22 protein-coding genes are annotated in these 26,595 nt (G+C 36.4%); 8 read left to right on the forward strand and 14 right to left on the reverse strand.

The window, feature by feature from the left end; genetic code table 11:
* Positions 1-139 precede the first annotated feature (139 nt).
* Positions 140-817 (forward strand): DNA mismatch repair endonuclease MutH, encoded by a 678-nt coding sequence (gene mutH / locus B0X80_RS12175; protein ID WP_217697149.1) that lies wholly within the window; start codon positions 140-142, stop codon positions 815-817.
* 263 nt (positions 818-1,080) lie between these two features.
* Here the strand turns inward: mutH and B0X80_RS12180 are convergent, their stop codons facing one another.
* The 12 genes from B0X80_RS12180 to rnm form a co-directional block, all read right to left on the reverse strand.
* Complete coding sequence (locus B0X80_RS12180; RefSeq protein ID WP_077340641.1) at positions 1,081-2,019, reverse strand: D-hexose-6-phosphate mutarotase; 939 nt, start codon at positions 2,017-2,019, stop codon at positions 1,081-1,083.
* A 196-nt stretch (positions 2,020-2,215) separates the two neighbouring features.
* Positions 2,216-3,619, reverse strand: a complete 1,404-nt coding sequence (gene pntB / locus B0X80_RS12185) for a Re/Si-specific NAD(P)(+) transhydrogenase subunit beta (protein WP_077340643.1) — start codon at positions 3,617-3,619, stop codon at positions 2,216-2,218.
* Positions 3,620-3,628: 9 nt separating this feature from the next.
* Complete coding sequence (locus tag B0X80_RS12190; protein WP_077340645.1) at positions 3,629-5,164, reverse strand: Re/Si-specific NAD(P)(+) transhydrogenase subunit alpha; 1,536 nt, start codon at positions 5,162-5,164, stop codon at positions 3,629-3,631.
* A gap of 409 nt (positions 5,165-5,573) precedes the next feature.
* On the reverse strand, positions 5,574-6,110 hold the full coding sequence (locus B0X80_RS12195) for a YcgN family cysteine cluster protein (RefSeq protein ID WP_077340647.1): 537 nt from the start codon (positions 6,108-6,110) through the stop codon (positions 5,574-5,576).
* A 43-nt stretch (positions 6,111-6,153) separates the two neighbouring features.
* Positions 6,154-7,182: a lytic murein transglycosylase gene (locus B0X80_RS12200; protein WP_077340850.1), complete on the reverse strand. Its 1,029-nt coding sequence runs from the start codon at positions 7,180-7,182 to the stop codon at positions 6,154-6,156.
* An 80-nt stretch (positions 7,183-7,262) separates the two neighbouring features.
* On the reverse strand, positions 7,263-7,553 hold the full coding sequence (locus B0X80_RS12205; protein WP_077340649.1) for a YcgL domain-containing protein: 291 nt from the start codon (positions 7,551-7,553) through the stop codon (positions 7,263-7,265).
* 134 nt (positions 7,554-7,687) lie between these two features.
* Positions 7,688-8,839 (reverse strand): ribonuclease D, encoded by a 1,152-nt coding sequence (gene rnd, locus B0X80_RS12210; RefSeq protein ID WP_245825452.1) that lies wholly within the window; start codon positions 8,837-8,839, stop codon positions 7,688-7,690.
* 96 nt (positions 8,840-8,935) lie between these two features.
* Positions 8,936-9,793, reverse strand: coding sequence for a 23S rRNA pseudouridine(2605) synthase RluB (gene rluB, locus B0X80_RS12215; protein ID WP_076418846.1), 858 nt, complete (start codon positions 9,791-9,793; stop codon positions 8,936-8,938).
* A 118-nt stretch (positions 9,794-9,911) separates the two neighbouring features.
* Complete coding sequence (gene scpB / locus B0X80_RS12220; protein WP_077340651.1) at positions 9,912-10,496, reverse strand: SMC-Scp complex subunit ScpB; 585 nt, start codon at positions 10,494-10,496, stop codon at positions 9,912-9,914.
* A gap of 23 nt (positions 10,497-10,519) precedes the next feature.
* Positions 10,520-11,326, reverse strand: a complete 807-nt coding sequence (locus B0X80_RS12225) for a segregation and condensation protein A (RefSeq protein ID WP_077340653.1) — start codon at positions 11,324-11,326, stop codon at positions 10,520-10,522.
* A 90-nt stretch (positions 11,327-11,416) separates the two neighbouring features.
* Positions 11,417-12,037 (reverse strand): L-threonylcarbamoyladenylate synthase, encoded by a 621-nt coding sequence (locus B0X80_RS12230; RefSeq protein WP_077340654.1) that lies wholly within the window; start codon positions 12,035-12,037, stop codon positions 11,417-11,419.
* Positions 12,038-12,062: 25 nt separating this feature from the next.
* Positions 12,063-12,965, reverse strand: coding sequence for an RNase RNM (rnm, locus tag B0X80_RS12235; protein WP_077340656.1), 903 nt, complete (start codon positions 12,963-12,965; stop codon positions 12,063-12,065).
* 331 nt (positions 12,966-13,296) lie between these two features.
* Between rnm and B0X80_RS12240 the strand changes: the two genes are divergently transcribed.
* Genes B0X80_RS12240 through trpA form a run of 6 tightly spaced genes read left to right on the forward strand, consistent with a single transcriptional unit; the run spans position 13,297 to position 20,141 of the window.
* Entirely contained in the window at positions 13,297-14,967 is a 1,671-nt protein-coding gene (locus B0X80_RS12240) for an anthranilate synthase component 1 (RefSeq protein ID WP_245825453.1), read from the forward strand.
* The gene (locus B0X80_RS12245) at positions 14,967-15,629 is read left to right on the forward strand and encodes an aminodeoxychorismate/anthranilate synthase component II (protein ID WP_077340658.1); all 663 of its coding nucleotides are present in this window, start codon (positions 14,967-14,969) and stop codon (positions 15,627-15,629) included. The genes B0X80_RS12240 and B0X80_RS12245 overlap by 1 nt, the downstream gene beginning before the upstream one ends.
* Before the next feature lie 10 nt (positions 15,630-15,639).
* Positions 15,640-16,683 carry an anthranilate phosphoribosyltransferase gene (gene trpD / locus B0X80_RS12250; protein ID WP_077340660.1) on the forward strand — a complete coding sequence of 348 codons (1,044 nt, stop codon included), beginning with the start codon at positions 15,640-15,642 and terminating at the stop codon, positions 16,681-16,683.
* Position 16,684: 1 nt separating this feature from the next.
* Entirely contained in the window at positions 16,685-18,088 is a 1,404-nt protein-coding gene (gene trpCF, locus B0X80_RS12255) for a bifunctional indole-3-glycerol-phosphate synthase TrpC/phosphoribosylanthranilate isomerase TrpF (protein WP_077340662.1), read from the forward strand.
* A 2-nt stretch (positions 18,089-18,090) separates the two neighbouring features.
* A complete protein-coding gene (trpB, locus tag B0X80_RS12260) occupies positions 18,091-19,311 on the forward strand; it encodes a tryptophan synthase subunit beta (RefSeq protein WP_077340664.1) in 1,221 nt (406 codons plus the stop codon).
* On the forward strand, positions 19,311-20,141 hold the full coding sequence (trpA, locus tag B0X80_RS12265) for a tryptophan synthase subunit alpha (protein ID WP_077340666.1): 831 nt from the start codon (positions 19,311-19,313) through the stop codon (positions 20,139-20,141). The genes trpB and trpA overlap by 1 nt, the downstream gene beginning before the upstream one ends.
* Positions 20,142-20,231: 90 nt before the next feature.
* Here trpA and B0X80_RS12270 read toward each other — a convergent pair whose 3' ends face one another.
* Positions 20,232-22,118 (reverse strand): putative bifunctional diguanylate cyclase/phosphodiesterase, encoded by a 1,887-nt coding sequence (locus B0X80_RS12270; protein WP_245825454.1) that lies wholly within the window; start codon positions 22,116-22,118, stop codon positions 20,232-20,234.
* Positions 22,119-22,807: 689 nt separating this feature from the next.
* Between B0X80_RS12270 and ycaO the strand changes: the two genes are divergently transcribed.
* A complete protein-coding gene (gene ycaO, locus B0X80_RS12275) occupies positions 22,808-24,562 on the forward strand; it encodes a 30S ribosomal protein S12 methylthiotransferase accessory factor YcaO (protein WP_077340670.1) in 1,755 nt (584 codons plus the stop codon).
* 513 nt (positions 24,563-25,075) lie between these two features.
* Here ycaO and purF read toward each other — a convergent pair.
* Entirely contained in the window at positions 25,076-26,593 is a 1,518-nt protein-coding gene (purF, locus tag B0X80_RS12280; protein ID WP_077340672.1) for an amidophosphoribosyltransferase, read from the reverse strand.
* Positions 26,594-26,595: the final 2 nt, after the last annotated feature.

Consider the following 26,595-nt stretch of genomic DNA (forward strand, 5'->3'; position numbering starts at 1 on the left):
AGGAGCTCCCGACAAATTTCAATAGTTAACTGATTCTTCCATACAAACGGCTTTTGAGCAAATAAATATTTCACTTGCCACCATACATTTAGGCTAAGATAATAGGCATATTAGATAAAACGACTTAACGTATACTCCTATTAATATTATTATTCCTAAAGATGAAAATGCCTTATTAGAACGCGCATATACTTTATCAGGTTTAACCTTAGGTGAAGTTGCCCGAAATGAAGGTATAAAAGTCCCTAAAGATTTAAAAAAAGAAAAAGGCTGGGTAGGATTACTACTTGAAAAAGTATTGGGTGCTAGTGCTGGCTCTAAACCTGAACCAGACTTTCCACACTTAGGTATTGAGCTTAAAACCCTACCAATTAATAGAGAAGGCAAGCCTTTAGAAACTACCTTTGTTTGCGTAACTCCCCTTAAAGATCTTGTGGGTGCTACATGGCAAAACAGTCATATTAAAAATAAACTCGCTCGCGTTTTATGGGTACCTATTATTGCTGAACGCTCCATTCCTATTCCAGAACGTATTATTGGTACACCTTTCATTTGGTCACCATCGCCTGAAGAAGAGCATTTAATGGCGATGGATTGGCAAGAATTAACCGACATGATTGTGTTAGGTGAAGTGGAAAATATTACCGGTAAACACGGACAAGTCCTTCAAATAAGACCAAAAGCCGCAAACAGCCATGCAAAAACACAAGCAGTAGATAAAAACGGGCAACCTTTTATGACGTTACCCAGAGGATTTTATTTAAAAACAGCGTTTACACATAAACTCATTAAAAAACACTTACGTATATACCCGTAACCATTCAAGATGCAGGTTTCAGAGGGAACTAAAAACAATTTAGGCAAGGCATTAAGTTTACGTCATGGTTATTCCCTTACTAAAGTTAATAACGAAGCATAAATTGTTTTTAGACCCATCGAAGAAGCGCTTGAGCAAAATCACTTCTGCGTTAATGCTTTTTATAAGGGAACGACCATTATTACAAAGCATTGCCTTGAATTGATATCGCTCAAGCACTCTGAAATAGCCTCTTGATTGGTAACGGGTATAAATTAACTTATCTACAAAGAACGAATAACAACCTTTTGAGCAAAACTGACTTTTGAACCTGCAGGTATTGATATAGGCTTTGTATTTGCTGCTTCTAAGCAAACGTATTCGTTTTCACCACCAGCATGAATATCCACCATGTTTTGAGCGGTTTCATGACCAGGATTCCATAAAACCCATTGATGACAATCAGATGAACTAACCTCAATAATACGATTCCAATCTTTATCAATAATGTCTATGACACGATTTGATTCATAAACTCTATCAATGGGACCTTCGCAATTATTTAAGATTGAAATATTATTATAAGTACCGGTTAATTTATCAAAATACTCAACATCAGATAATTGATTAATATGTGTATTTTTAGGATTTCCTACAGCAAAATAACTGTGTAATGCTCCTGTATATTCAACATCTTTAGCGGATTTGTTTTCAATAAATAGTTTTTGTGAAAATGACTCACCAAACACAAGTTCTTGCTTTAACTCGTAGGCTATATCCCATGCAGGCGTTTGGTTTTCACCTTGTTTAATTAAAATAATGGTTACTGATTTTTCCGTAATTTCAATGTTTTCTACTTGCCACAACGATGTTCTAGCAAAACCATGGTTAGCAACTAAAGTTTTATTCACATCGGTAAAATCAACGCTTTTATTATGTTTAAATAAATCATTTTCAAAATCACCAAACCAAGGTAAACATACAGGTATACCACCTCTAATACCTTTTGCGTTACCAAACAGCGTGTCATTACTCAACCAAAAAACAGGTTGTTGATCTTTAGGCTGCCAAGTTAATACATGACCACCATATAAACTAAGTGATGCTTGGCAATATTGATGTTCAATCAATAAACCTTCAGTAGTAGTTAACGAATTTTGATCTGAAAATACGCTTGTTGTTACTTTCCCAAACGCATTGTTTTGAATAATGTCTGAAGACATGGAGACCCTAATAAAAAATAAAGCAGATAATAAATCTATTTTAAAGCATAGTTATAAGGTGTGAAAGGATAAAAGTTTTCTTGAATTTGTTAACCAATAAAAAACAAAACCACTTTTCAATCAAATTACTGATCAGAAAAGTGGTTTAAACTTTCATTAAATAAATTTTAGTTTATCTCTAAAGCAAGCTAAAATCTTATAAAGAACGACAAATGGCTTCTACTGAGTCTTTGGCATCGCCAAATAACATTTGTGTATTATCTTTAAAGAATAATGGATTTTGAACACCAGCGTAGCCTGCGCTCATTGAACGTTTAAAAACTACAACATTCTTAGCATTCCACACTTCAAGTACTGGCATACCTGCTATAGGGCTAGTAGGGTCTTCTGCCGCAGCAGGGTTGACCGTATCGTTAGCACCAATAACAAGCACTACATCAGTTTCAGGGAAGTCATCATTAATTTCCTCCATACCTAATACAATGTCGTAAGGTACTTTTGCTTCAGCTAATAACACGTTCATATGACCCGGTAAACGACCTGCAACAGGGTGAATAGCAAACCTGACATTAATCCCCTTATCTTTTAATATACGTGTCATTTCATACACAGGGTATTGTGCTTGAGCAACCGCCATGCCGTAACCTGGAGTAATTACTACCGATTTCGCATCACTTAATAAAGTAGCTACCGCTTCTGCTGTCGCTTCAACATGCTCACCATAGTCTTTATCTGTATCGATAACTACGTCAGTACCAAAACCACCGGCTATAACACTGATAAACGAGCGATTCATTGCCTTACACATAATATAGGATAATATCGCGCCTGAAGAGCCAACTAAAGCACCAGTAACAATAAGTAAATCGTTACTTAACATAAAGCCTGCTGCCGCAGCTGCCCAACCAGAATATGAATTAAGCATAGATACAACAACCGGCATATCTGCACCACCAATTGATGCAACTAAATGCCAGCCAAATAAAAGCGCAACAATAGTCATTATATAAAGTGCAGCTGTACTACCATCATTTTCAACAAAGCTAAGCATTAACATGAAAGAGAATAATAACGCAGCAAAGTTTAACTTATGACGATGCGGCAACATAAGCGCCGATGAATTAATCAAACCTCGTAATTTAGCAAAAGCCACCACAGATCCTGTAAAGGTAACCGCGCCAATAAACACGCCTAAAAAAATCTCAGTTAAATGAATATTGTTTTCCATTTGCTGAGCAGCAGTTAAATATCCAATAGGGTGCTCAGACATTTCATAGAAGCTATTAAAGCCCACCAAAACAGCAGCTAAACCAACAAAACTATGTAATATGGCAACTAGCTCAGGCATACCTGTCATTTCAACTTTTTTTGCTAAACGTAAGCCAATCACAGTACCAATAATCATAACAAAAATGATCACACCAACGTTTGATACTCTTTCATCAGCAATGGTCGCGATTAACGCGATGCTCATACCAACAATACCGAACCAGTTGCCTCGTTCAGCGGTTTCTTGCTTGCTTAAGCCTGATAAACTAAATATAAAAAGTAATGCCGACACTAGGTACGCAGCACTAATAAATCCACTTGAAAATTCCATAAGTACCTCCTATCGTCTGAACATTTTTAACATGCGTTTTGTTACCATAAAACCACCCACAATATTTATGGTGGCAATGAGTACAGCTATCGCAGCTAAAATTTGAATAATGGTATTGTCTTGCCCTATTTGTAGTAAAGCACCAACAATAATAATGCCTGAAATAGCATTGGTTACACTCATTAAAGGTGTATGAAGTGAATGACTAACATTCCAAACAACGTTGTAACCAATAACACAAGATAAAACGAAAACCGTAAAATGAGAGATAAAATCAGCAGGAGCAACACTCGCTACCCAACCAAATAATAAAGCAGCTGCCGCCATTAACCCGTATTTTTTAGCTGGATTAGTGGGCACTTCAGGCTCTGGTTCAACTTTAATAGCTGGTTTAGGTTTTGCTGTTGGATCCGCACTCACTTGAATAGGTGGTGGTGGGAAAGTGATTTCGTTGCCTTTGACCACAGTCATATTTCTAACAACAACATCGTCAAAATTCACCTCAATATTACCGTCTTTTTCTGGGCATACTAATTTAAGTAAGTTAACTAAGTTATTAGCATAAAGTTGCGATGCTTGGTTAGGTAAACGAGAAACCAGATCGGTATATCCAATAATATGCACACCATCAACATCAGTGACTTTGCCTGCAACAGTTAGTTCACAGTTACCGCCACTTGCGGCTGCCAAATCAACAATAACAGAACCGGTTTTCATTGATTTAACCATTTCTTCGGTGATCAATTTAGGAGCCGGTCTACCCGGTATCATTGCGGTAGTAATAATAATATCCACATCTTTTGCTTGAGCAGCAAAAAGTGCCATTTCAGCGTCAATAAAAGCTGCACTCATTTCTTTAGCGTAACCGTCACCAGAACCTGTGTCTTCTGGCTCTTCGTAATCAAGCTCTAGAAACTCAGCCCCCATACTTTCAATTTGTTCTTTAACTTCTGGACGAGTATCAAAGGCTCTAACAATAGCACCTAAACTACTCGCAGTACCTATTGCAGCAAGACCAGCAACACCAGCACCAATGATCATAACTTTGGCTGGAGGCATTTTACCCGCAGCGGTTATTTGTCCTGTAAGAAAACGTCCAAAATTATGAGTGGCTTCGATAACGGCTCTGTAACCAGCAATATTTGCCATTGAACTTAAGGCATCCATTGACTGTGAACGCGTCATTCTTGGTACCATTTCCATAGCGAAAGTGGTAATTGATTTTTCTTTTAAAGCTTCGAGTAATTCAGGCGATTGGGCTGGCGCAATAAAACTAATTAAAAAGCCTCCATCTTTCATTTGAGCGACTTCATCTGATGTGGGTGCATTTACTTTTAATAAAGTGTCTGACTTCCAACAATCTACTTTCGTTACAACGTCAGCACCAGCATCAATAAACTCTTGATCGGTAAAACTTGATTTTTTTCCTGCCCCTTTCTGAACCTTGACTTCAAATCCAAGTTTTATAAGCGCTGCAACAGAAGTTGGAGAAGCCGAGACCCTATTCTCTCCAGATAGCACCTCTTTAGGTATACCAATATTCATAAATCACCTTTTTCTTATTATTAATAACTTGCTCAATATTAATTAACCAAAGTATGAATGATGTTCATACTTTAAGCCTTTAATACCGTATCAAACACACCTCAACAATGAAAGAAAAAAGTTACAAAGAGAAAGTTAAACCTTTCGTTTTGTTCGAGCTATATATTGGATATAAAATAAATATAATCAATTACATATAAAATACGAGAACAATAAAGACGTAAATAAACAAGATTTTAGTGATTGTATTTAAAAATCAATAATTTGAGATATATCAAATGAGTTTAGGAAGTAGTAAGTGAGAGAAATACACACAAAAGAAGTTAGCCCCGCGTATTAATCACGTTAGGGCTATAAATAAAACAATAGCTAAGAATAAGTATTATGAAGGGAGGAGATAAAAACTTTATTAATCAATATCTTCTAGAGGCCACGAAACAATATAGTCTTCAAAATTAACAATACTTACATCATCATCTTTTACTATTTTACCTCGAACAGACATGCCTGCATTATGCATAGCGGTTTTTTTACCTTTATGAAGCAATGGATGCCAAGAAGGAATTCCGCGCCCTTCTTGTAACCTTCTGTAAGTACAACTCGGCGGCATAAAAAACACACCATCTAAGTTGTCTTGCGTTAAACGTACACAATCAGGTACCAACTTAGTACGTTCTTCATATTTAGTACATTGACATGATTTTTCATTTAAAAGAAAACAAGCAATATTTGAATAATGAATTTGCTCGCCTTCTTGAATATGTGTAGTAGGTAAAAGCTCTGTTGACTCATCCGTTGTTTCATCGTCAATAAACTTATTTAAGCAGCACTTAGCACAACCATCACATAAAGACTCCCATTCTGGACGAGTCATTTCTTGTAAGGTTTTAGTTTCCCAAAAAGGCTCAATAACTTTTACTGAAGCCTTTACTGCTTTTTTAGACATATACTTTTTCTCTACTTCTAGGTGTTAGAAATAATTAGCTGAATTACTTAACTGGCGGAAATTTAATACGATCTGACAAGTGCCCTACTGAACTAACAAAGTAATAACTTAAATTCCAATGCATCAAACTTTTATAATTATCGTAAGCTAAATAAGCACGCCCACTTTCATCATCAGGAAAAACCAAAGCAGCAGTTAAATCAGCATTAGGTAAATTAGTACCATCTGTACGTCTTACTCCTAGTGCTTGCCACTGGGCTAATGTTTTTTCTGTTTTACTCCAAGCTTTTAACCAATTAGCTCGACTACCTGTATTTTTAGGAATAGCGAGTTTAGTATCAAAACCTTCAGGTAACTTAACTTGGCGCCCCCAAGTCAGATCATCATTCCAGCCTTCATTTTTTAAATAATTAGCCATTGAAGAAAACACGTCGGCATAGTTTCCCCAAATATCTTTCTTACCATCACCATCGCCATCAACGGCATAACTTAAAAAAGAGGTGGGCATAAATTGATTTTGCCCCATAGCACCGGCCCAAGAGCCTTTCATATTTTCAATAGAAATATGACCTTCCTCTAATATAGTCAATGCCGCCCAGAGTTGTTTCTTAAAGAATGCTTCTCTGCGCCCTTCGTAAGCCATAGTTGATAAAGCTGAGATAACGTTATAGTTACCCATAATTTTACCAAAGTTGGTTTCAAGCCCCCACAAAGCAACAATAAATCGAGGTTGAACACCGTATTTTTCACTAACTTTAGTGAGTAAAGCTTGATGTTTTTTATATTCGTTCCGTGCTCGTTCAATTTTCCAATTAGGTACACGTTTAGGTAAATAGGTATCTAACGTTTCAACTTTTTCAGGTTGACGTTTATCAGAACTAACAGCTCGTTGATGAAAGGTTACATTTTCAAAGCTGCTTTTAATAATGTCTGGAGAATAACCTTTATCAAGCGCCTCTTTTTTTATGGCTTCAATATAGGTTTCAAAACTTGGTTTTTCGTTAACCGCTTCGTTCGCTGCTAAGAAACCACTAAAAAGTAAAGCGCTACTTAGTACAACCTTACTAAACAAAGAACCTAAAACAGAACGAGCTAATAAATGAGATGGATTTTTTTTCAAAAATGAGATGTTTTGCACAGAAGTAATTCCTTTTATTGGTGAGCTTGTTGAGCTTTTTTAATATCAGCTTTATGTTGATCAAGTAAATTTTCTTCAGGAGGTGGTAGCTGTAAATAATAGCCTTTCTCTTTCAGGTTTTCTTTTACGGTATCGATATCAGAAAGTGCTAATTTTGATTTACCCGCAAGGTTCATCACAGTCACTAATACTGGTGTTCCAAATACCGACATTAAGCCCTCAGGCACATCAGAGAAATCATTCCTCTTATTTATAAATAAATATGTTTGCTTTTTTTTAGGGCTTTTATAAACGGAGCACAACATGATTAAACCTACGACTTATGGATATCTATTAAAAATATTTATGAGAAGAATATTACACGCCATTTAGTGTGTTTTCACTTAATTTAACATAATAACTATGTGAGTATTTGTAACGAATACTTTATCTGGGTTCGCTATTTAAACCCATTATTAGCATAAGCTTGTAGTTTTTCACCAAACAAGTCTAAGCGCCAGCCATATAAAATATCAATAACACCTTTATCTTTGTCTGCATTATTAATTTTGAAATGGTAACTTAAAAACTGATTGATCTGTTTTTTAGAGGCTAGATTTTCAGGTAATAAATCAGCATTTTTTGCAGCAGTTGCAACAAAAGTTTTTACTTGCTTAAAAATTTGTTTGTATGCGGGGTATTCATCTAATCGAATAATAGGCTGCGGGTATTCGCTTTCAGGCACTTTATTGGCTTGGTTAAGTACTTGTAACATGGCTTTGCCTTTGTGCTTTATATCTAACAGCTCTACACCTTCAATACTAAGCATGGCACCTACACTTATTGGGTTACGTTGTGCAACGCCTATTAAAGTATGGTCTTTAGCAATAAAGCCTAATGGCATATCTCTTTTTTGAGCCTGCTGGTAACGCCAAGCAGCTAAATATTTTAAAGCATTCAACTGCTTTGCATTTAACTTCCAATTCATTTTAATGTTTAGATACATTAAGTTTTCATCTATTGGAGAAAACTTACGGTCTATCATCAGTTGAGTTTCTTGTTGAGCTGCTTCTAACCAACCAGCATCGACAACCAGTTGATGAATTTTTGGATAAATTTGGTGTAGGTATTCAACGTCAGCTTCAGCATAAGTTTTTTGGCGTTCAGTTAAAGGTCGTTTGATCCAATCGGTTCTCGATTCTGACTTGTCTAATTCAACACCTGTAAAGTGTTGCACCATAGCCGCATAACCTAACGATAAACCATGACCTAAAAATGCCATCATAATTTGGCTATCAATTAAGTTTACGGGTTTACAGTTAGCTGCCGTTAAAAAAACTTCTAAGTCTTCTGAACAAGCATGTAGTACTTTACAAATATCTGCATTTGTCATTAACGCCCAAAATGGAGATAAATCGTCTATGGTTACCGGATCAATGAGCGCGATAACTTCACCATCACTAACTTGTAATAATCCAAGTTTAGGGTAAAGCGTACGGGTACGTACAAACTCGGTATCAATTGCTAACATATTTGATTTTTCTAGTGCTTTACACAATTCAACCAGAGTAGAATAATCTTGAACGTATTGTCTTTGTATTATTTTTTCCACGGAAAACCTTGAGAGTTATGAGATAACAACACTGATTGATGACGTTTATTAATAATGACAGAACTTTATGACAATTTAATAAACGCCCACAGAGCTTTACTTACGACGACGAAGTGCTTGTTGTCTGGTTTGATGTTTTTTAACTGAGCGGCGAATACGGCGGCTTTTCGCGTTGTCCATTGCCTTTTCGTCTACTTTTACTTTACTTTGCGTTTCTAACGGTAAGTTTACTAATTTACGGTAATAGTTAACATCTTTTAACGGAAGTTCTGTCCAACCACCTAAAGGTAATTGACGCTTCATTTCCATATCGCCGTATCTTACACGGATCAGTCGGCTTACTTGTACTTCTTGGCTTTCCCATAAGCGTCTTACTTCACGGTTTCTCCCCTCAGAAAGTACAACATGAAACCAATGATTTCGCCCTTCACCACCTTTATAAGTGATTTTTTGGAATTTAGCTGGGCCATCTTCTAACTTAACGCCAGCACGAAGCGTTTGTAACATAGCTTCGTTTACTTCACCAAATACACGTACCGCATATTCACGCTCTACTTTTTGAGAAGGGTGCATTAATCGGCTAGCTAACTCGCCATCGGTAGTAAATAACAACATACCTGAGGTGTTAATATCTAACCGACCTACAGCAACCCATCTACCATCTTGTAGTGGTGGTAATCGGTCAAATACCGTAGGACGACCTTCGGGATCTTTACGTGTACACATTTCGCCTTCAGGCTTGTTGTACATAAGAATACGGCATAAATCGTCTTCTTTCGCTTTTATACTAACTAAATGACCATCTATTTTAATTTGTTCGTTGCCTTCAACGCGATCACCTAGGTAGGCTACTTTACCATTAACGGTAATTCGGCCCGCGCTAATGAAGGTTTCAAGTTCTCGGCGTGAACCTTTGCCTGCACGAGCTAGGACTTTTTGTAATTTTTCAGACATGTTTTTTCATTCTCGTTCGTCAGTAACTTCACCAATGTTAATAAAAACATTGCTACGTTTCTGTCTCAAATAGTTGAATATAGACTCTCTAAAACGCCCTTAACATCAATATTAAACATTAAGGTTCGTCAGACAAACTAAATTCAGTTAACGGTACTTTTTCTATAGAAAGAGGTTTGGGTAAATCACTCAATGTTTCGAGTGAAAAATAATCAAGAAATACTTGAGTAGTTGCATAAAGTGCTGGCCTACCCGGAACTTCTTTATATCCGACTATATCTATCCAATCTCTTTCTAATAAGGTTTTCATAATAGCGCTGCTCACGGCAACGCCTCTTATATCTTCTATTGCGCCACGCGTTATAGGCTGTTTATATGCAATAAGTGACAATGTTTCTAGTAATGCTCGAGAGTACCTTGGAGCTCGCTCTTTAAATAAATTAGCGAGTTCATTACTAAACTTAGCAACCGCTTGAAAACGATAGCCTGTAGCCACTTTTACTAGTTCAACACCACGGTTTTGATAATGCGCGCGTAGTTCATTAATTTGGGTAATTATACGCTTATTAGAGACATTGTATTGCTCTAATACTGTTTTTTTAAATAATTGAACAGACATCGGCTTTTCAGAAACAAAAAGTGCGGCTTCAATTAAACATTTTAGTTGTTCGTCATTTAGCTGTTTATTATCAAGAAAAGCCATTATTTAAAACCTAGTATAAAAATTTAAACTGTTTCTGGGTGTTTTAATTTAAGTTGAATAGGACCAAATACCTGCGCCTGAATACATTCTATCAAAGACTCTTTTAATAATTCTAAAATAGCTAAAAAAGTTACAACAACCCCTTGCCTACCTTCTTTAATATCAAAAAATTGGCTAAATTCGATATAAGGATTGTTCTGGTTCGCTTCAGTCAGTTTATTCACAATAAAGGCCATGCGCTCTCGAGTAGATAAGGCTTCTTTTTGAATATGATGATGTTCTAACGCTTTGGTTCTGTTCATTACATCTTGCAACGCGCTAATTAAATCAGACAATTCAACATCAGCATCTATTGTGCGTAATTGAAAATTATCAGGTACGTTGGCGTGGCCAATAAAAACATCTCTGTCTAATCGCGGTAGTTGATCAAGCTCTTGGGCTGCATGTTTAACTATTTCATATTCTTGAAGACGCCTTACCAATTCCGCCCGCGGATCTTCTTCGGTGTCTTCTACAGTTTGTTTTGGTAGTAATAAACGCGATTTAATTTCAGCCAGTATAGCTGCCATCACTAAATATTCGGCTGCAAGTTCAAGTTTTACATCTTTCATTAATTCAACGTAAATCATGTATTGCTTAGTAATCGGTGCAATAGGTAAATCTAAAATATCAAATTTTTGTTTACGAATTAAATACAAGAGTAAATCTAACGGGCCTTCAAAAGATTCTAAAATCACTTCCAGGGCATCAGGTGGAATAAACAAATCTAAAGGCTTATCAATAAAAGCCTTGCCGTGGATCATAGCCAAAGGTAAAACCTGTTGGATCATTTCTCCATCGTTTATTGTTGAAGTATCTTTCTGCAAAAATTTATCCACTTAAACTAACACTGTCGACTAACTAAAATGCAGTTAACCCACTTATTCGAACGGTGTTGGATCACCTTCACCCACTCTAATGATAGAGATATCTCCATCAGAAAAATCAACAACGGTTGTTGGATGTTCACCTAAATGACCACCATTAATAATAAGATCAACTTGGTGCTCTAAAATGTCACGAATATGTTCTGGATCGTATTCTGCTCGACTTTCACCAGGCATAATTAACGTTGTCGACATAATAGGTTCTTTAACTTCAGCGAGTAACGCTTGAGCAATATTATTGTCAGGAATACGAATGCCTATAGTTTTACGTTTTGGATTTAACAAACGTTTAGGCACTTCTTTAGAACCTTTAAACACAAAAGTATAAGGCCCTGGCGTATTACTTTTTAATAATCGGTAAGCGGTATTGTCTACACGGGTATATTCAGAAAGCTGAGACAAGTCGCTGCAAATAAGCGTGAAGTTATGGCTTTTCTCTAAATTTCTAATATTACAAATACGTTCTAAGGCTTTTTTATCGCCCATGTGGCAACCGATAGCGTAGCCAGAATCAGTAGGATAAACCACTACCGCGCCATCATGAATCATAGCAGCAGCTTGTTTCATTAAACGCCCTTGCGGATTATCAGGATGTACGTAAAAAAATTGGCTCATAATATTACTCCATTTTATTGAGGGTCTAACGCGTTAGCATTTCAGATCGCAGTTTTTCAGGCCACAGCGACCAAATGGGTAATGCTTTTTCTGGCATACGTAAATTACGCCCTAAATCGCTCCATTTATTTGGATGATGAAAGTCAGATCCCATTGAGGCATGTAAGTCATACTCTAAACAAAAGTTTAGCATTAATTGCCTTTGGTCGTTACTCATTTGTGGAAGAACAATTTCTAAACCATCGCCTCCCTCTTCTTTAAACTGAATAACTAAACGCCTAAGCCACTTGGTTGAAAGGTCATATCTAACAGGATGTGCCATAACCGCAGTACCGCCTGCTTGATGAATGGCATCTATCGCTTCTTTAATACTGCACCAGTTAGGTTTTACATAAGCACGCTTACCTTTACCTATGTATTTGTCAAAAGCTGCCTGCATTTTAGATATACTGCCTTGCTGTAATAATACCTTAGCAAAATGCGCACGAGTTAAAGATCCCCCATTAGCAAGCTCTTTCGCTTTTTCGTAAATACCATCGAAACCACATTTGGCAAGTTTTTCACCCATAGTAATTGCTCTGCTTTCTCGAGCAACTTGTTGGCTTTCAATTAAGCTTAATAAAGCAGGATGAGTTCGATCAATATTTAAGCCTACAATATGTATTTCAAAACCTTGCCACGCCGTTGATATTTCAATGCCATTAATTAAATTTAGTGCGTATTTTTTTTCGCTTATATAATTATTTGCAATATCTAAGGCCGATACCGTATCGTGATCGGTAATCGCTAACACATCAATTTGAAAGTTAGTCGCCCTTTCTATAAGCTCTTGCGGAGTTAAACTACCATCAGAAAATTTAGTATGGCTGTGTAAATCAATGCGTAAATTTGAAAAATCTTGAGATTCTATGGTTGACATAACATCCATAATGAGTTCTTCTATAGGGGATTTTATTTGCCTAGTGGCAAGTTTACTGAGATGACAAAGATAATGATACAAACAAAACAAACTATTTTATTAATTTGGTGGTGGCATAATTCTACATAAGTAGGTTATGGCGATTGTTTGTATGTAAATTATACTGAAAAATAAATTCCAAAAAACCTGCTTTGCTAGCGGGTTTTTTACGTTTTACGCATTTAGAAAATAGAGATTAAAATGATAATAGTTAAAGTTAAGAGTTGGTTTATGTGGTGGCTTTTGCCCATTTACGCAGGATGACAAAACACATAGTTAATACCAAGAATTAGGAAGCACAATGAATACTCAAAATACAATGAATACAAAAAGCATTGGTCAAGTACATACATTAACTGACAATGCGAATTATCAAGCAGATCCCCTAGCGATTTACCATAAAATATGTGGCGCTAATCATAATAACATTCTACTTGAATCGGCTGAAATAGATAAAAAACATCAATTAAAAAGCTTACTCCTAACAGATGCCGCATTAAAAATCGTATGCCAAGGCAACGAAGTTACGTTTACCCCGTTAACAGATAATGGTTTAGCTGCTTTAGCTTTTGCCAAACAAGCTTTAAATCAACATGCTGAACTTGAATTTTCTCAAAATAAACTCATTGCCATTTTCCCTGAAGTTACTCAGCAACTTGACGAAAAATCTCGTTTATTAGCCGTTAATCCTTTTCAATGTTTACGTTTATTTAATGACTTAGCGCCAGCAATATCTGATGAGCTTCATGATTTTTCTGTATTTTTAGGTGGTGTATTTGCTTTCGACATGATGTCGATGAGTGAAAAACTGCCAAATGTTTCTGAAGGTGAAAACACCTGTCCTGATTTCGTATACTACTTGGCTGAAACACTGATTATTATTGATCATGAACAACAAACATCTGAAGTTATTGGTAATATATTTTCTGGTCCTGATGTAGAAAAAAGCAATCAAACCATTCGATCACGACTTGCTGAGTTAAAAGAATTACTCTCTCAAAACTACATCGCAGTTCAAACTGGTAAAACATCAAACCGTGTTGAATTAGAGGTAGTTACTGATATTTCAGACGAGCAGTTTTGCGCCAATGTAAACCAGTTAAAAGAAAACATTAGAGCTGGCGATATTTTCCAAGTGGTTCCTTCTCGTACATTCAGCTTACCTTGTTCAGATACACTTAATGCTTATAAATCGTTAAAACAAAGTAACCCAAGCCCTTACATGTTTTATTTAAAAGACAGTGACTTTTGCATGTTTGGCGCGTCTCCAGAGTCAGCTTTAAAATACCAACATAAAAATCGCCAAGTAGAAATTTATCCAATAGCAGGCACAAGACCTCGCGGCTTTAATCCTGACGGTACGCTTTCTCCTGATTTAGATAGCCGTATTGAACTTGATTTACGTTTAGATGAAAAAGAACTCGCAGAACACATTATGCTTGTAGATTTAGCGCGTAACGATATTGCACGCGTTAGCCAAGCAGGCACGCGACACGTAGCCGATTTATTAAAAGTAGACCGCTACTCTCATGTAATGCATTTAGTTTCACGCGTTTGTGGCACGCTAGATTTAGATTTAGACGCCCTACATGCTTATCAGTCGTGTATGAACATGGGAACACTCTCTGGCGCACCTAAAGTTAAAGCAACAGAGTTAATTAGAAACATAGAAGGTAAACGCCGCGGTAGTTATGGCGGAGCTGTTGGCTATTTAACAGGAAAAGGCGAAATGGATACCTGTATTGTAATTCGTTCTGCATTTGTTGATAACAACGGCATGGCGCAAGTTCAAGCAGGTGCTGGTGTGGTATACGACTCAGATCCTCAATCAGAAGCTAATGAAACCAAACAAAAAGCACAAGCCGTTATTAGTGCAATTAAATTAGCTGAAAACACTGAACTAGTGGTAAAAAACCATTCGTCTCAAAGCGCCTCCTCAGCAAATACGGCAGCAACAAAGGAGAATAGATAATGACTCCTCTTAAAACAACGTCACCTAAAGCTCTACCTAAAATTATCATGTTAGATAATCTAGACTCATTTACTTATAACTTAGTTGATGAGTTTCAATGTTTAGGCTACGAACCCCTTATTTACAGAAATACTTTACCTGTAGATTACATTATTGAACAACTTAATAAAGAAGCTAAAAATAACCCACAAGGTGTTATTTTGGTGTTATCACCTGGGCCCGGAGATCCGAGTCATGCTGGTTGTTTAATGGAGTTAATTGCAAAAACAGTAGGAAAATTCCCTATTTTAGGTATTTGTTTAGGTCATCAAGCACTTATACAGCATTACGGTGGTGTAATTGGCCGCGCACCTGAAATTGTTCATGGTAAATCATCAAACGTAGAACACACAGGTACAGGCGCTTTTTTAAATATTGCTAATCCATTACCTGTAGCGCGTTATCATTCATTGGTTGCCACAAAAATGCCAGATGCTATTGAAATGATTGCCCAATTTACCACTGATAATAACGATGTACTACCTATGGCGGTTCAGCATTCAAAAGATGCTGTTTTAGGATTTCAGTTTCATCCTGAGTCAATACTCACCACCTACGGTAGTCACTTATTAGCACAAAGTTTAGAACATTTAATCGCTTTGAATCAGCAGAAAGCAAGTTAAGGAATTTATGATGTCGAACTCTCACTTATTACAACAACTCGTTGATGGTCAATCGTTAAGTCAGCAAGAAGCGGAACAGTTTTTTACCAATACCTTTAATGGCAATGTAGATCCATCTCTATTAGCTTCCGCCCTTACCGCCTTAAAAATAAAAGGTGAAACAGCCGAAGAAATTGCTGGTGCAGCTATTGCGGTGCGCGCTTGCGCTACTGATTTTCCAAAGCAAACAAATGATGTAGCAGACTGTGTTGGCACAGGTGGCGACGGCGCTAATACCATCAATATTTCAACTACAGCGGCTATTCTTGCTGCGGCGTGTGGTTTAAAAATGGCTAAACATGGTAATCGCAGTGTATCGAGCATGTCTGGCTCTGCTGATTTATTAGAAGCCTTAGGTGTTAATTTATCTATGTCGCCTGAAACGGCAAGCGAGTGTTTAGCACAAGCCAATATTTGCTTTTTGTATGCGCCAGCTTATCACCCCGGTTTTAAATATGCCGGCCCCGTTCGCAAAGCCATGGGGATAAGAACCCTGTTTAATATTTTAGGGCCATTAGTTAATCCTGCATTTCCATCAACCATGCTACTTGGTGTTTATACACCAACGTTAATTCCTGTTATTGCACAAAGTTTATTATTAACAGGCGTAAAACGCGCTTGGGTTGTACATGGTAGCGGATTAGATGAAATAGCTTTGCATGGCGAAACGCAGCTTATTGAAATAGCTAATGGTACAATGCAAGAAAAAACCATTTCGCCTGAAGCTTTTGGTTTATCACGTTACACCCTTGAAGATATTAAAGGCGGAACACCTGAAGAGAATGCTCTTTATATTAAAGACATATTAAAAGGTAACGGGCTACCTGCTCATAACGCTGCGGTAATCATCAACTGTGCAGCATTGTTATATTTGCATGATAAAGCTGACAACTTAAAAGATGCAGCAATTATGGCAAAAGACGTTTTAGCATCAGGCATAGCATTCGATACACTTGGTAAACTGGTTGAAGTGTCGAACCAAACACCGAATGAAGCAGTAAAGGTAGAAAAATAACATGGCAAATATTTTAGAAAAAATCGTCGCAGATAGACGTATTTCAATTGAAGCATTAAAGAAAACTTTACCACTAGAATCATTTAAAGATTCACTTGTTCCTACAAACAAAAGTATGTACAAAGCGCTAACTCGCACTGAAGAAAAACCATATGCTGGCTTTATTTTAGAATGTAAAAAAGCATCGCCATCAAAAGGCCTTATTCGTGCTGACTTTGATGTAAAAGAAATTTGCACCATTTACGACAAATATGCGGCTGCAATATCCGTACTTACTGAAGAAAAGTACTTTCAAGGTTCATTTGAATATCTTGAAATAGTAGCGAACACTGTAAAATGCCCTGTGCTTAACAAAGACTTTTTTATTGATACTTACCAAGTTTATTTAGCTCGCTATTACGGCGCTGATGCCATTTTATTAATGCTAAGTGTTCTATCTGATGAAGAATACAAAGAGCTAGCAGCCGTTGCAGAGCAATACAATTTATCTATTTTAACTGAAATTTCTACTGATGAAGAACGCGACCGAGCAATTGCGTTGGGCGCAAAACTTATTGGTATAAATAATCGTAATCTACGTGATCTTTCTACCGACATATCTCGTACATTTGATTACGCGCCTACAATTCCTAACGACAGACTCGTTATTTCAGAATCAGGTATTTATACCAATGATCAAGTAAGAGAGCTAGCTCCTGCAGTAGATGGCTTTTTGGTAGGTAGTTCAGTCATGTCGCAAAACGACATAGACCTTGCTTGTAGAAAACTCATATTAGGTAACAACAAAGTATGTGGTTTAACAGCGCCAGAATACGCACAAGCAGCACGTGAGTCAGGAGCTGTATACGGTGGATTAATATTTGCTGAAAAATCGCCACGTTATGTTACCAGCGAACAAGCAAAAGAAATCGTAACGCAAGAAACATCACTGAACTATGTGGGGGTTTTTGTAAACCACCCGATTGAAGAAGTTGCGACACGCGTTAAAGCCTTAAACCTTTATGCTGTTCAGCTACACGGACAAGAAGATCAAAACTACATCAACAAGTTACAAGCACTATTAAATGAAAATGGCGCAAGTACTTGTGAAATATGGAAAGCGCAAAGTGTAGAAACCACAATACCTGAATTATCGCTAACCAATATACAGCATACTGTTTTAGACGGTAAAAACGCAGGCAGCGGTCAAACGTTTAACTGGCAAGGGTTAGCCGATAGCGAGCAAGATTTATCAAGCTGCTTTTTAGCAGGTGGCCTGAACGTTGAAAATATAAAACAAGCAGTCAACTTACTGACTGAACACGACTTATTCGGCTTAGACCTCAACTCTGGTGTTGAAGCAAGCCCTGGCATTAAATGCAGCGAGAAGCTTACTCAAGTTTTCGCAGAAATACGGAACTATTAGCAATGACAACTAATACAGAAACAACAGAAGTGAAAAAATCATTACCCGCTTACTTTGGTGAGTTTGGTGGCATGTTCGTAGGTGAATTATTAGTACCTGCACTTGAGCAGCTTGAACAAGAATTTATCGCGTCGCAAACTGACGAAGCTTTTTTAGCAGAATTTAATAAGCTACTTACAAGCTATGCAGGCCGACCAACGCCTTTAACCCTTTGTAGAAACTTAGTTAAAAATCCTTTAGCTAAAATATACTTAAAGCGTGAAGATTTATTACACGGTGGCGCTCACAAAACTAACCAAGTATTAGGCCAAGCTTTACTGGCTAAACGCATGGGGAAAACTGAAATAATTGCTGAAACAGGCGCAGGTCAACATGGTGTTGCTACCGCTATTGCTTGTTCATTATTAGGTTTAAAATGTCGAATTTACATGGGCGCAGTAGATTGTGCTCGCCAACAACCTAACGTATTTAGAATGGAATTAATGGGCGCAACGGTTATTCCTGTAACCGCAGGTAGCGGCACATTAAAAGATGCCGTAAACGAAGCACTTCGCGACTGGTCTGCTAATTACGAAGACGCTCATTACCTTTTAGGTACAGCAGCTGGCCCTCACCCATTCCCGACGATTGTTCGTGAATTTCAAAAAATGATTGGTGAAGAAGCTAAAGCACAACTACTTGAAGAAGAAGGTCGACTCCCTGATTACGTAGTTGCTTGTGTGGGTGGCGGTTCAAACGCTATTGGTATGTTTAACGATTTCATTGAAGATAAAGACGTTAAATTAATTGGTGTTGAAGCGGGTGGTAAAGGTGTAAATACACATCATCACGGTGCAACATTAGTCGCAGGTACTAAAGGTATGTTACACGGTAACTACACCTACATTATGCAAGACGATAACGGTCAGATAGAAGAAAGTTACTCTATTTCAGCAGGTTTAGACTACCCTGCTGTTGGTCCTCAGCACGCATTTTTAAAAGATACTGGTCGTGCGCAATACGTACCTATTAATGACGATGAAGCTTTAAACGCTTTTCAGGCATTAGCCATGAATGAAGGTATTATTCCTGCGTTAGAATCTTCTCATGCACTGGCTCATGCACTTAAAATGGCTGATGCCGTTACTGAAGAAACCATTATATTAGTGAACTTATCAGGCCGTGGCGATAAAGATTTAGCTCACGTTCATACTGTTTTAGAAGCTCAAAAAGGAGAAGCGTAATGACTCAATCAACTAACAATGCCGGTTATCGTTACGACCAATGCTTCGCTGACCTAAAAGCTAAAAACGAAGGCGCTTTTATCCCATTCGTTACCATTGGCGATCCAAACGCAGAACAGTCATTAGCAGTAATTAAAACCTTAATTGATGCCGGTGCCGACGCCCTTGAATTAGGTATTCCTTTTTCAGATCCAAGTGCCGATGGTGTAACTATTCAAATGGCTGCTTTACGAGCTATTAATGCAGGTACAACAACGGATAGATGTATTGATATACTCACTAAAATACGTGAATATGCACCTAACATTCCTATTGGCTTATTACTTTACGGCAACTTAATTTTTGCTCGTGGATTAGATAAGTTTTATGGCGATATGGCAAAAGCCGGTGTCGATTCAGTATTAATTGCAGATTTACCGATAAGAGAATGCGCACCATTTAAAGCAGCGGCTCTTAAACATGGAATTGCGCCTATTTTTATTGCTCCGCCTAATGCGAGTGAAGAAAGCCTACAGCATGTAGCAGAAAATGGCTCAGGCTACACTTATGTATTAAGTAGAGCAGGAGTTACAGGCGCAGAGACTAAAGCGGCAATGCCAGCCAATGCGTTAATTGAAACCCTAACTAAATACAAAGCAGCTCCACCGGTATTAGGTTTTGGTATATCAGCACCTGAACAAGTTAAAGAAGCACTTTTAGCAGGTGCAGCTGGAGCGATAAGTGGTTCAGCCGTAGTTAAAATAATTGAGAATAATTTAGAAGATTATTCAGCAATGAATAAAGAATTATCTACTTTTATTAGCAGTATGAAAGCTGCGACTAAAGCGTAGTTATAAAGCTATTAAACTGAATTAAAATTAATTGAAAAGACGTTTTATTTACTTATAAAGCGTCTTTTAAAATTTATTCATAGTTAAGCGTTAAATAACACGCGATGTTGATGGCGTCCAAGTACCTGTTCCCATATGAGCTAAGTGATTCATTCCTTGTTTTAATACTTTATTACCTACGTTTTTTGAACTTTCAGGGCGACTAATTAAATAGCCTTGAATGTATACAACACCTAAAGATTTTAATAACTCTAGCTGAATAACCTCTTCAATACCCTCCGCAACAATTTTTAAATCTAAACGTTGAGAAAGCTCAACTATCGATTTTAAAATTTTACGGTATTTTTCGTTATGGCTTGCTTCAGAAACAAACATACGATCAATTTTTAGTACATCCACAGGAAGTGTAGCTAAAACAGAAAGTGAACTGAAACCAGTACCAAAATCATCAATAGCAATAAATACACCTTCTTTTCTAAGCTTTTCTAATTCTGAAATAATGTTATCTGAAATATCAATAAAACATGATTCGGTTATTTCCAACATTAAAGACTTTGGTGGTAACCCTGTTTTATTCAACGTATCCATAACCCAGTCATAAATGGGTCGATGTTTTAATTGTACTCCAGATACGTTGACGGATATTTTAGTTTTAGTCATGCCTGCATTATGCCAAGCAGCCATTTGACGACACGCTTCGTTAAGGATCCAGTCACCTAACACTAATATCTGATTTGAATCTTCGGCAATAGGAATAAACTCAGCAGGTGTAACAATACCCTCAATAGGATGTTGCCATCTAACCAATGCTTCAAAGTAACTGATAGCACAACCATCAACATGTATAATAGGTTGAAAAGCTAAAAAGAAACTATTTGAGGCTATACCTAACCTCATTTCTTCTAATAAATAATGATAACGTCTTAATTTACTTCCCATTTCTGGAGAGTAAATACGATAAATACCACGCCCTTCTTTTTTAGCGCGGTACATTGCAACATCGGCCATTTGCACCAGAGCATCAGGACTATTGGCGCTATCAGGATATGCCGCAATACCTATACTTGCACTAATTTTAATGAGCTTATTACCTAAAACAAAATCGCGTTCTAACTCTTTTAATACGTGTTTTGCTATATTTACAGCGATTTCTGGATCATCAATATTCTGAATAAATAAAGTAAATTCATCACCACCTAATCGCGATAAGTTATATTCTTTATCTTCTTCATTATCGCTAAAATTTAAATTTTGACTTCTTACAACACTTCTTAAACGCTCAGCGACTTGAATTAATACTTCATCCCCAAAAGAATGTCCAAACGAGTCATTCACCTGTTTAAATCCATCTAAATCGATAAACAATAAACCACATTTTGTTTTTGTTTCATCTGCAATAGCGATTTGTTCGTTAATATGTTCTAAAAACTTATGTCGATTAATTAACGATGTTAGCTTGTCGCAATATGCACTTTGTTCAGAGTTAATTTGATAAATTTTTGCGTATTTGGTGAGGTCTTCAATATAAATATTAAGTTGAGATAACGCTGAATAAGATTTTTTTTTGGTACTATTTCTACCAAAAGTAACAATTAAGTCTTCAGCTTGAGCACACATCGGCATTAATATTTTATCCAGCTTACTACGTTGGTAATTCACCGCTAAGGTAAAAACAACACACGAAATAATGATAAAAGCGGAAAGAGGAAATAATAATCCTAATAAAACAATATAAGTGACGTTTCGAAGAGGTATAACGGAGTTGGGACTGTTCTGATCATGTAATGCAATAAGTAATTGATTATTTTGTTTCTTTAAAGGAAGTAATAATGCGGTACTAATAAAACTATCACCAATACTTAAAGGCTCTGATTCGACTAATGTAAAGGTTTCGTCGGGGTAATTAAAAAAGGGAGATTTAACTTCTTTTGCTAACTCAGTTACAAATATAACGTATATAAATATGATAAAAATCATTGCTAGTAAACCTAGCATTTTCCAGAACTTTGTTCTTATACTTGTCAAATTTACATCCCTTCAATTTTTGCTACGTGCTACTTCAAGATATTTGAACATAATACATTACTAAGCAAGAACAAAATAATAAAGCTATATCTATAGAATAGTAAAAATATCTCATCATTCAAAAAAGAACTCTCTATATTTACACATTTAAAATTTTAAACGTGTAAAAAGCTGATAAAAAGAATAATACGATGAAAAATACAATAAAAAAGTAAAAGTATATATGTTTTATCTTATTCATTATTTTATTCCAAAAGTAAATTTTATCCGCTTTGTTTAGATTTACTTTACCAAAAAGGTTAATGAATAAATAAAATAGTAAAGTCCACAAGAAAAGCAATAAGTAGTTAATCGACAAATTATTTTGCAAGTCATTTAAAATAATCATGCGATAAAAAACAACAAAAATAAAAACTAATGCCACATAAAATACTGCAGACTTAAGCGGATAGAGTTTTCGAGCTAGTGTTTGTAACCAATACAATATAATATAAAAGACAGAAACCAAGTTAATCAATTATTTTCAAGCATCATCCCTCTTTCATTTATTTTCTTCAAGTTAATTTAAGTTCGCCTAGCTTTCGGTATAATAATCTTCATAATATGCATTAACTTAATACACCTACTGTCGAGACATTTTCATGACTGAAAACACAAACGAAAAAACCTTTATTAAAGGTAAAGATCGCGACCTTGAATCATCTATTTCTACCATGCAAGAAAAGCTTGTTTCTTTCGGTTTTGATATTGTAGAAGCTTCATGGTTAAACCCGCTTGCTAATTGCTATTCTGTTCACATTAAAGATGCATCATGTGGATTAATGTTCACTAACGGTAAAGGCTCTTCTGCAAAGTCATGTTTAGCGAGCGCTTTAGGTGAATATTTTGAGCGTTTAAGTTGTAACTACTTTTTTGCTGATTATTACCTAGGTGAAGAAATCTCGAATAGTGAATTTGTTCATTACCCGAATGAAAAATGGTTTTTCAGCGAAGACGATACAATTCCTGAAGGTATTCTTGACGAAGGCTTATGGGATTACTTTGATCCTAATAAAGAAATAACCGTTGATAAACTTTACGACATGAACTCAGGTAACGGTGAGCGTGGCATTTGTGCTCTACCTTATATACGAGAGCGTGATCAAAAAGCTATTTATGTACCTGTCAACATTATTGGTAACGTATTTGTTAGTAATGGAATGTCGGCAGGCAATACACAAAACGAAGCACGCGTGCAAAGTTTATCTGAAGTATTTGAACGCTACGTAAAAAACAAAATTATTGCGGAAGGTATTTGTTTACCAGAAGTACCTCTAGAAGTATTAGAACGATTCCCAACTATTTTAGCCGATTGTAAAGAGCTAGAAAGCCATGGCTTCCACTTACGTATTGCTGATGCATCGTTAGGTGGCTTATACCCTGTAATGAGCGTAACCTTAATTAACCCTAAAGACGGAAGTGTATTTGCATCGTTTGGTGCTCATCCAAGTTTTGAAGTGGCATTAGAACGTACGGTAACCGAATTATTACAAGGTAGAAGTTTAGATCAATTAGACGTATTTCAACCACCAAGTTTTGATGAAGACGAAATAGCCTCTCCTCACAATATTGAATTACACTTTATTGATTCAAGTGGCTTTATTTCTTACGACTTTTTTAAAGAAACGCCTGATTACGAATTTGTTGACTGGGATTTTGACGCTGATACACAAAGCGAATACGACAACCTTGTAAAGATTATTCACGACATGGGTCACGACATATTGATATCTGACTATAACCATTTAGATGTATACGCTTGTCGTATATTAGTAGCAGGCATGTCAGACATTTACCCTGTAGATGAAATTGTTTGGAACAACAATAATGACGGCGCCTTATTCAGAGAAGCCTTTTTAACCTTAAAAGATGGTGATCCAGAGGAATGGCTAGAAATTTTAGACGCATTAGAGCAAGGCGGATACAACGACGCACTTGCTGCCGCAGAATTTATTGGTTTAGCGCCAGACGCTGGGACAACCTGGGCAGACTTCCGCTTGGGAGAAATGAAAGCTGTACTTGCGCTAGCAGCACAAGATGAACAAGCGCTTGATTGGGTTAACTGGGCATTACATTTAGACCAAAACAATGAAGAAAACACACGTAAATATCGTTGTTTACAAGCATTACTTGAAATAAAGTGGGATGAGTCGCGTGACTATAGCCAATACATGACATCGTTAGGGTTAATGTACGGTAAAGAGCTTTCAGAGCGTTGTTTAGATATAGTTGAAGGTAAGATAATATTTGACGGATTACATTGCCCAGGCTTAAGCTTAGAAGGTTTTGATACACATCAAAAACTACTTGAAGGTTATAAAAAGCTGCAAGCTGCAAAAGTTAAAAACTGGAAGTAATAATAGGGTTTAAAACATAAAAAACAGCTGTTTTTGATCACAAATCAATCTCAAGATAATTAGCTAATTAATCGTTCACAAGGGGGGACTGCTTCCCCCTTGTATAACACTCTAATCAAAAAAACCTTTATCCCTCTCCAAATCAATCCAAACTCGGAATAATTAATTTTTTAATCTACTGATTTATAAAGATTTAACAAATATAAATACTAGCCGAATAACACCCCCATTATTTCCTAATGTTAAAGTTTATTCATATAAAATCTGGCTAATAACTGATTATTAGCAATACAAACAACGACATTAGATGATTAAATTGAAATATTAAACATATACCTTATCCCTGTTCGGATTATTTATTGTTATTAAATCAAAAAGTTATCAATGGTTTTAAACAGAAGGAATAATAAATTAATCAATAAGAAGAAAGATAAAATTAGTTAAAAAAAATCCCCACTAATTTCTTAGTAAGGATCTTATAACTTTTATTAATCAATAGAAGTTAATTAAAAGCTATTCCGCACCTTCATTGTACATATCAATAATAGATTCGGCATTGCGATCAGAATTTTCTTTTGACTCATTGTTTCGTAATGCATCTAACTTATCTAAATAAGATTGGTTAATATCTTTAGTAATATACTGACCATTAAATACTGATGTATCAAACATTTTAATTTCAGGATTCGCAGCATTTACTGCCGAAACTAAGTCTTCAATTGATTGGAATATAAGTTTATCTGCACCAATTAAATCACAAATATCATCTAATTCACGACCATGTGCAATAAGCTCATTAGCACTCGGCATATCAATACCATAAACATTAGGAAAACGTACTTCTGGAGCAGCTGAAGCAAAATAAACTTTTTTAGCTCCTGACGCTCTAGCCATTTCAATTATTTGACCTGATGTTGTGCCTCGAACAATAGAGTCATCAACTAATAGAACATTTTTATTTTTAAACTCTGCACCAATAGCATTCAGTTTTTGACGAACAGATTTTTTACGTTGCTCTTGTCCAGGCATAATAAAAGTACGACCAATATATCTATTTTTTACAAAACCTTGGCGATATGGAACATTTAACTGATGAGCTATTTCTAACGCGGTATCACATGAAGTTTCAGGGATCGGAATTACCACATCTATGTCTAAATCTTCCCATTCTTTAGCTATTTTTTCGCCTAATTTTTTACCCATTTCAATTCGTGATGCATAAACTGAAATTTTATCAATTGTAGAATCTGGACGAGCAAAATAAACGTATTCAAATATACATGGACAATATTGCGGAGCTTCAGCACATTGCTGGCTATATAATTCACCTGACTCTGTAAAATAAATCGCTTCACCTGGAGCAACATCTCTTACAAATTCATAGCCACAAGCATCTAATGCAACAGATTCAGATGCAACCATATATTCTAAGCCGGTTTCAGTTTCTTTTTTACCAAAAACAAGCGGTCGAATACCATTTGGATCGCGAAAAGCTATCATGCCATGCCCTATAATTAGAGCAACCGTTGCATATGCACCTCTTACACGCTTATGAACATGACTTATTGCATTAAATAAGTCATCAGGTGTAAGTTCTAAATTACTTGTGCATTGCAGCTCATGAGCCAAAATATTTAGTAATAATTCAGAATCAGATGTTGTATTAACATGGCGTCTAGCATTAAGGTTTAACCACTGTTTTAACTCTTCAGCATTCGTTAAATTACCATTATGCGCTAATGAAATACCAAAAGGTGAATTAGCATAAAAAGGTTGTGCTTCAGAAGAGCTAGATGATCCCGCTGTTGGATATCTAATATGACCAATACCAATAGTCCCTTGAAGTCTCAACATATGGCGGGTATGAAAAACATCTTTCACTAAGCCATTAGCTTTACGCATTCTAAAGGTATTGTCGCTAATAGTGACAATACCTGCTGCATCTTGACCTCGGTGTTGAAGCACTGTTAATCCGTCATAGATTAATTGACTTACGTTACTTTTACCAACTATGCCAACAATACCACACATGA

Origin of the sequence: Pseudocolwellia agarivorans (genome assembly GCF_002000085.1) — a bacterium.
Taxonomy (GTDB): Bacteria; Pseudomonadota; Gammaproteobacteria; order Enterobacterales; family Alteromonadaceae; genus Pseudocolwellia; species Pseudocolwellia agarivorans.

Bases quoted from the DNA above. Each gene is read 5' to 3' on its own strand.
- trpA (WP_077340666.1), top strand. From the start codon at position 19,311: ATGACTCAATCAACTAACAATGCCGGTTATCGTTACGACCAATGCTTC.
- B0X80_RS12180 (WP_077340641.1), bottom strand. From the start codon at position 2,019: ATGTCTTCAGACATTATTCAAAACAATGCGTTTGGGAAAGTAACAACA.
- B0X80_RS12240 (WP_245825453.1), top strand. From the start codon at position 13,297: ATGAATACTCAAAATACAATGAATACAAAAAGCATTGGTCAAGTACAT.
- B0X80_RS12270 (WP_245825454.1), bottom strand. From the start codon at position 22,118: ATGATTTTTATCATATTTATATACGTTATATTTGTAACTGAGTTAGCA.
- B0X80_RS12205 (WP_077340649.1), bottom strand. From the start codon at position 7,553: ATGTTGTGCTCCGTTTATAAAAGCCCTAAAAAAAAGCAAACATATTTA.
- B0X80_RS12245 (WP_077340658.1), top strand. From the start codon at position 14,967: ATGACTCCTCTTAAAACAACGTCACCTAAAGCTCTACCTAAAATTATC.
- trpD (WP_077340660.1), top strand. From the start codon at position 15,640: ATGTCGAACTCTCACTTATTACAACAACTCGTTGATGGTCAATCGTTA.
- ycaO (WP_077340670.1), top strand. From the start codon at position 22,808: ATGACTGAAAACACAAACGAAAAAACCTTTATTAAAGGTAAAGATCGC.
- trpB (WP_077340664.1), top strand. From the start codon at position 18,091: ATGACAACTAATACAGAAACAACAGAAGTGAAAAAATCATTACCCGCT.
- pntB (WP_077340643.1), bottom strand. From the start codon at position 3,619: ATGGAATTTTCAAGTGGATTTATTAGTGCTGCGTACCTAGTGTCGGCA.
- rluB (WP_076418846.1), bottom strand. From the start codon at position 9,793: ATGTCTGAAAAATTACAAAAAGTCCTAGCTCGTGCAGGCAAAGGTTCA.
- B0X80_RS12190 (WP_077340645.1), bottom strand. From the start codon at position 5,164: ATGAATATTGGTATACCTAAAGAGGTGCTATCTGGAGAGAATAGGGTC.
- rnm (WP_077340656.1), bottom strand. From the start codon at position 12,965: ATGGATGTTATGTCAACCATAGAATCTCAAGATTTTTCAAATTTACGC.
- trpCF (WP_077340662.1), top strand. From the start codon at position 16,685: ATGGCAAATATTTTAGAAAAAATCGTCGCAGATAGACGTATTTCAATT.
- B0X80_RS12230 (WP_077340654.1), bottom strand. From the start codon at position 12,037: ATGAGCCAATTTTTTTACGTACATCCTGATAATCCGCAAGGGCGTTTA.
- scpB (WP_077340651.1), bottom strand. From the start codon at position 10,496: ATGGCTTTTCTTGATAATAAACAGCTAAATGACGAACAACTAAAATGT.
- B0X80_RS12225 (WP_077340653.1), bottom strand. From the start codon at position 11,326: ATGATCCAACAGGTTTTACCTTTGGCTATGATCCACGGCAAGGCTTTT.
- B0X80_RS12195 (WP_077340647.1), bottom strand. From the start codon at position 6,110: ATGTCTAAAAAAGCAGTAAAGGCTTCAGTAAAAGTTATTGAGCCTTTT.
- purF (WP_077340672.1), bottom strand. From the start codon at position 26,593: ATGTGTGGTATTGTTGGCATAGTTGGTAAAAGTAACGTAAGTCAATTA.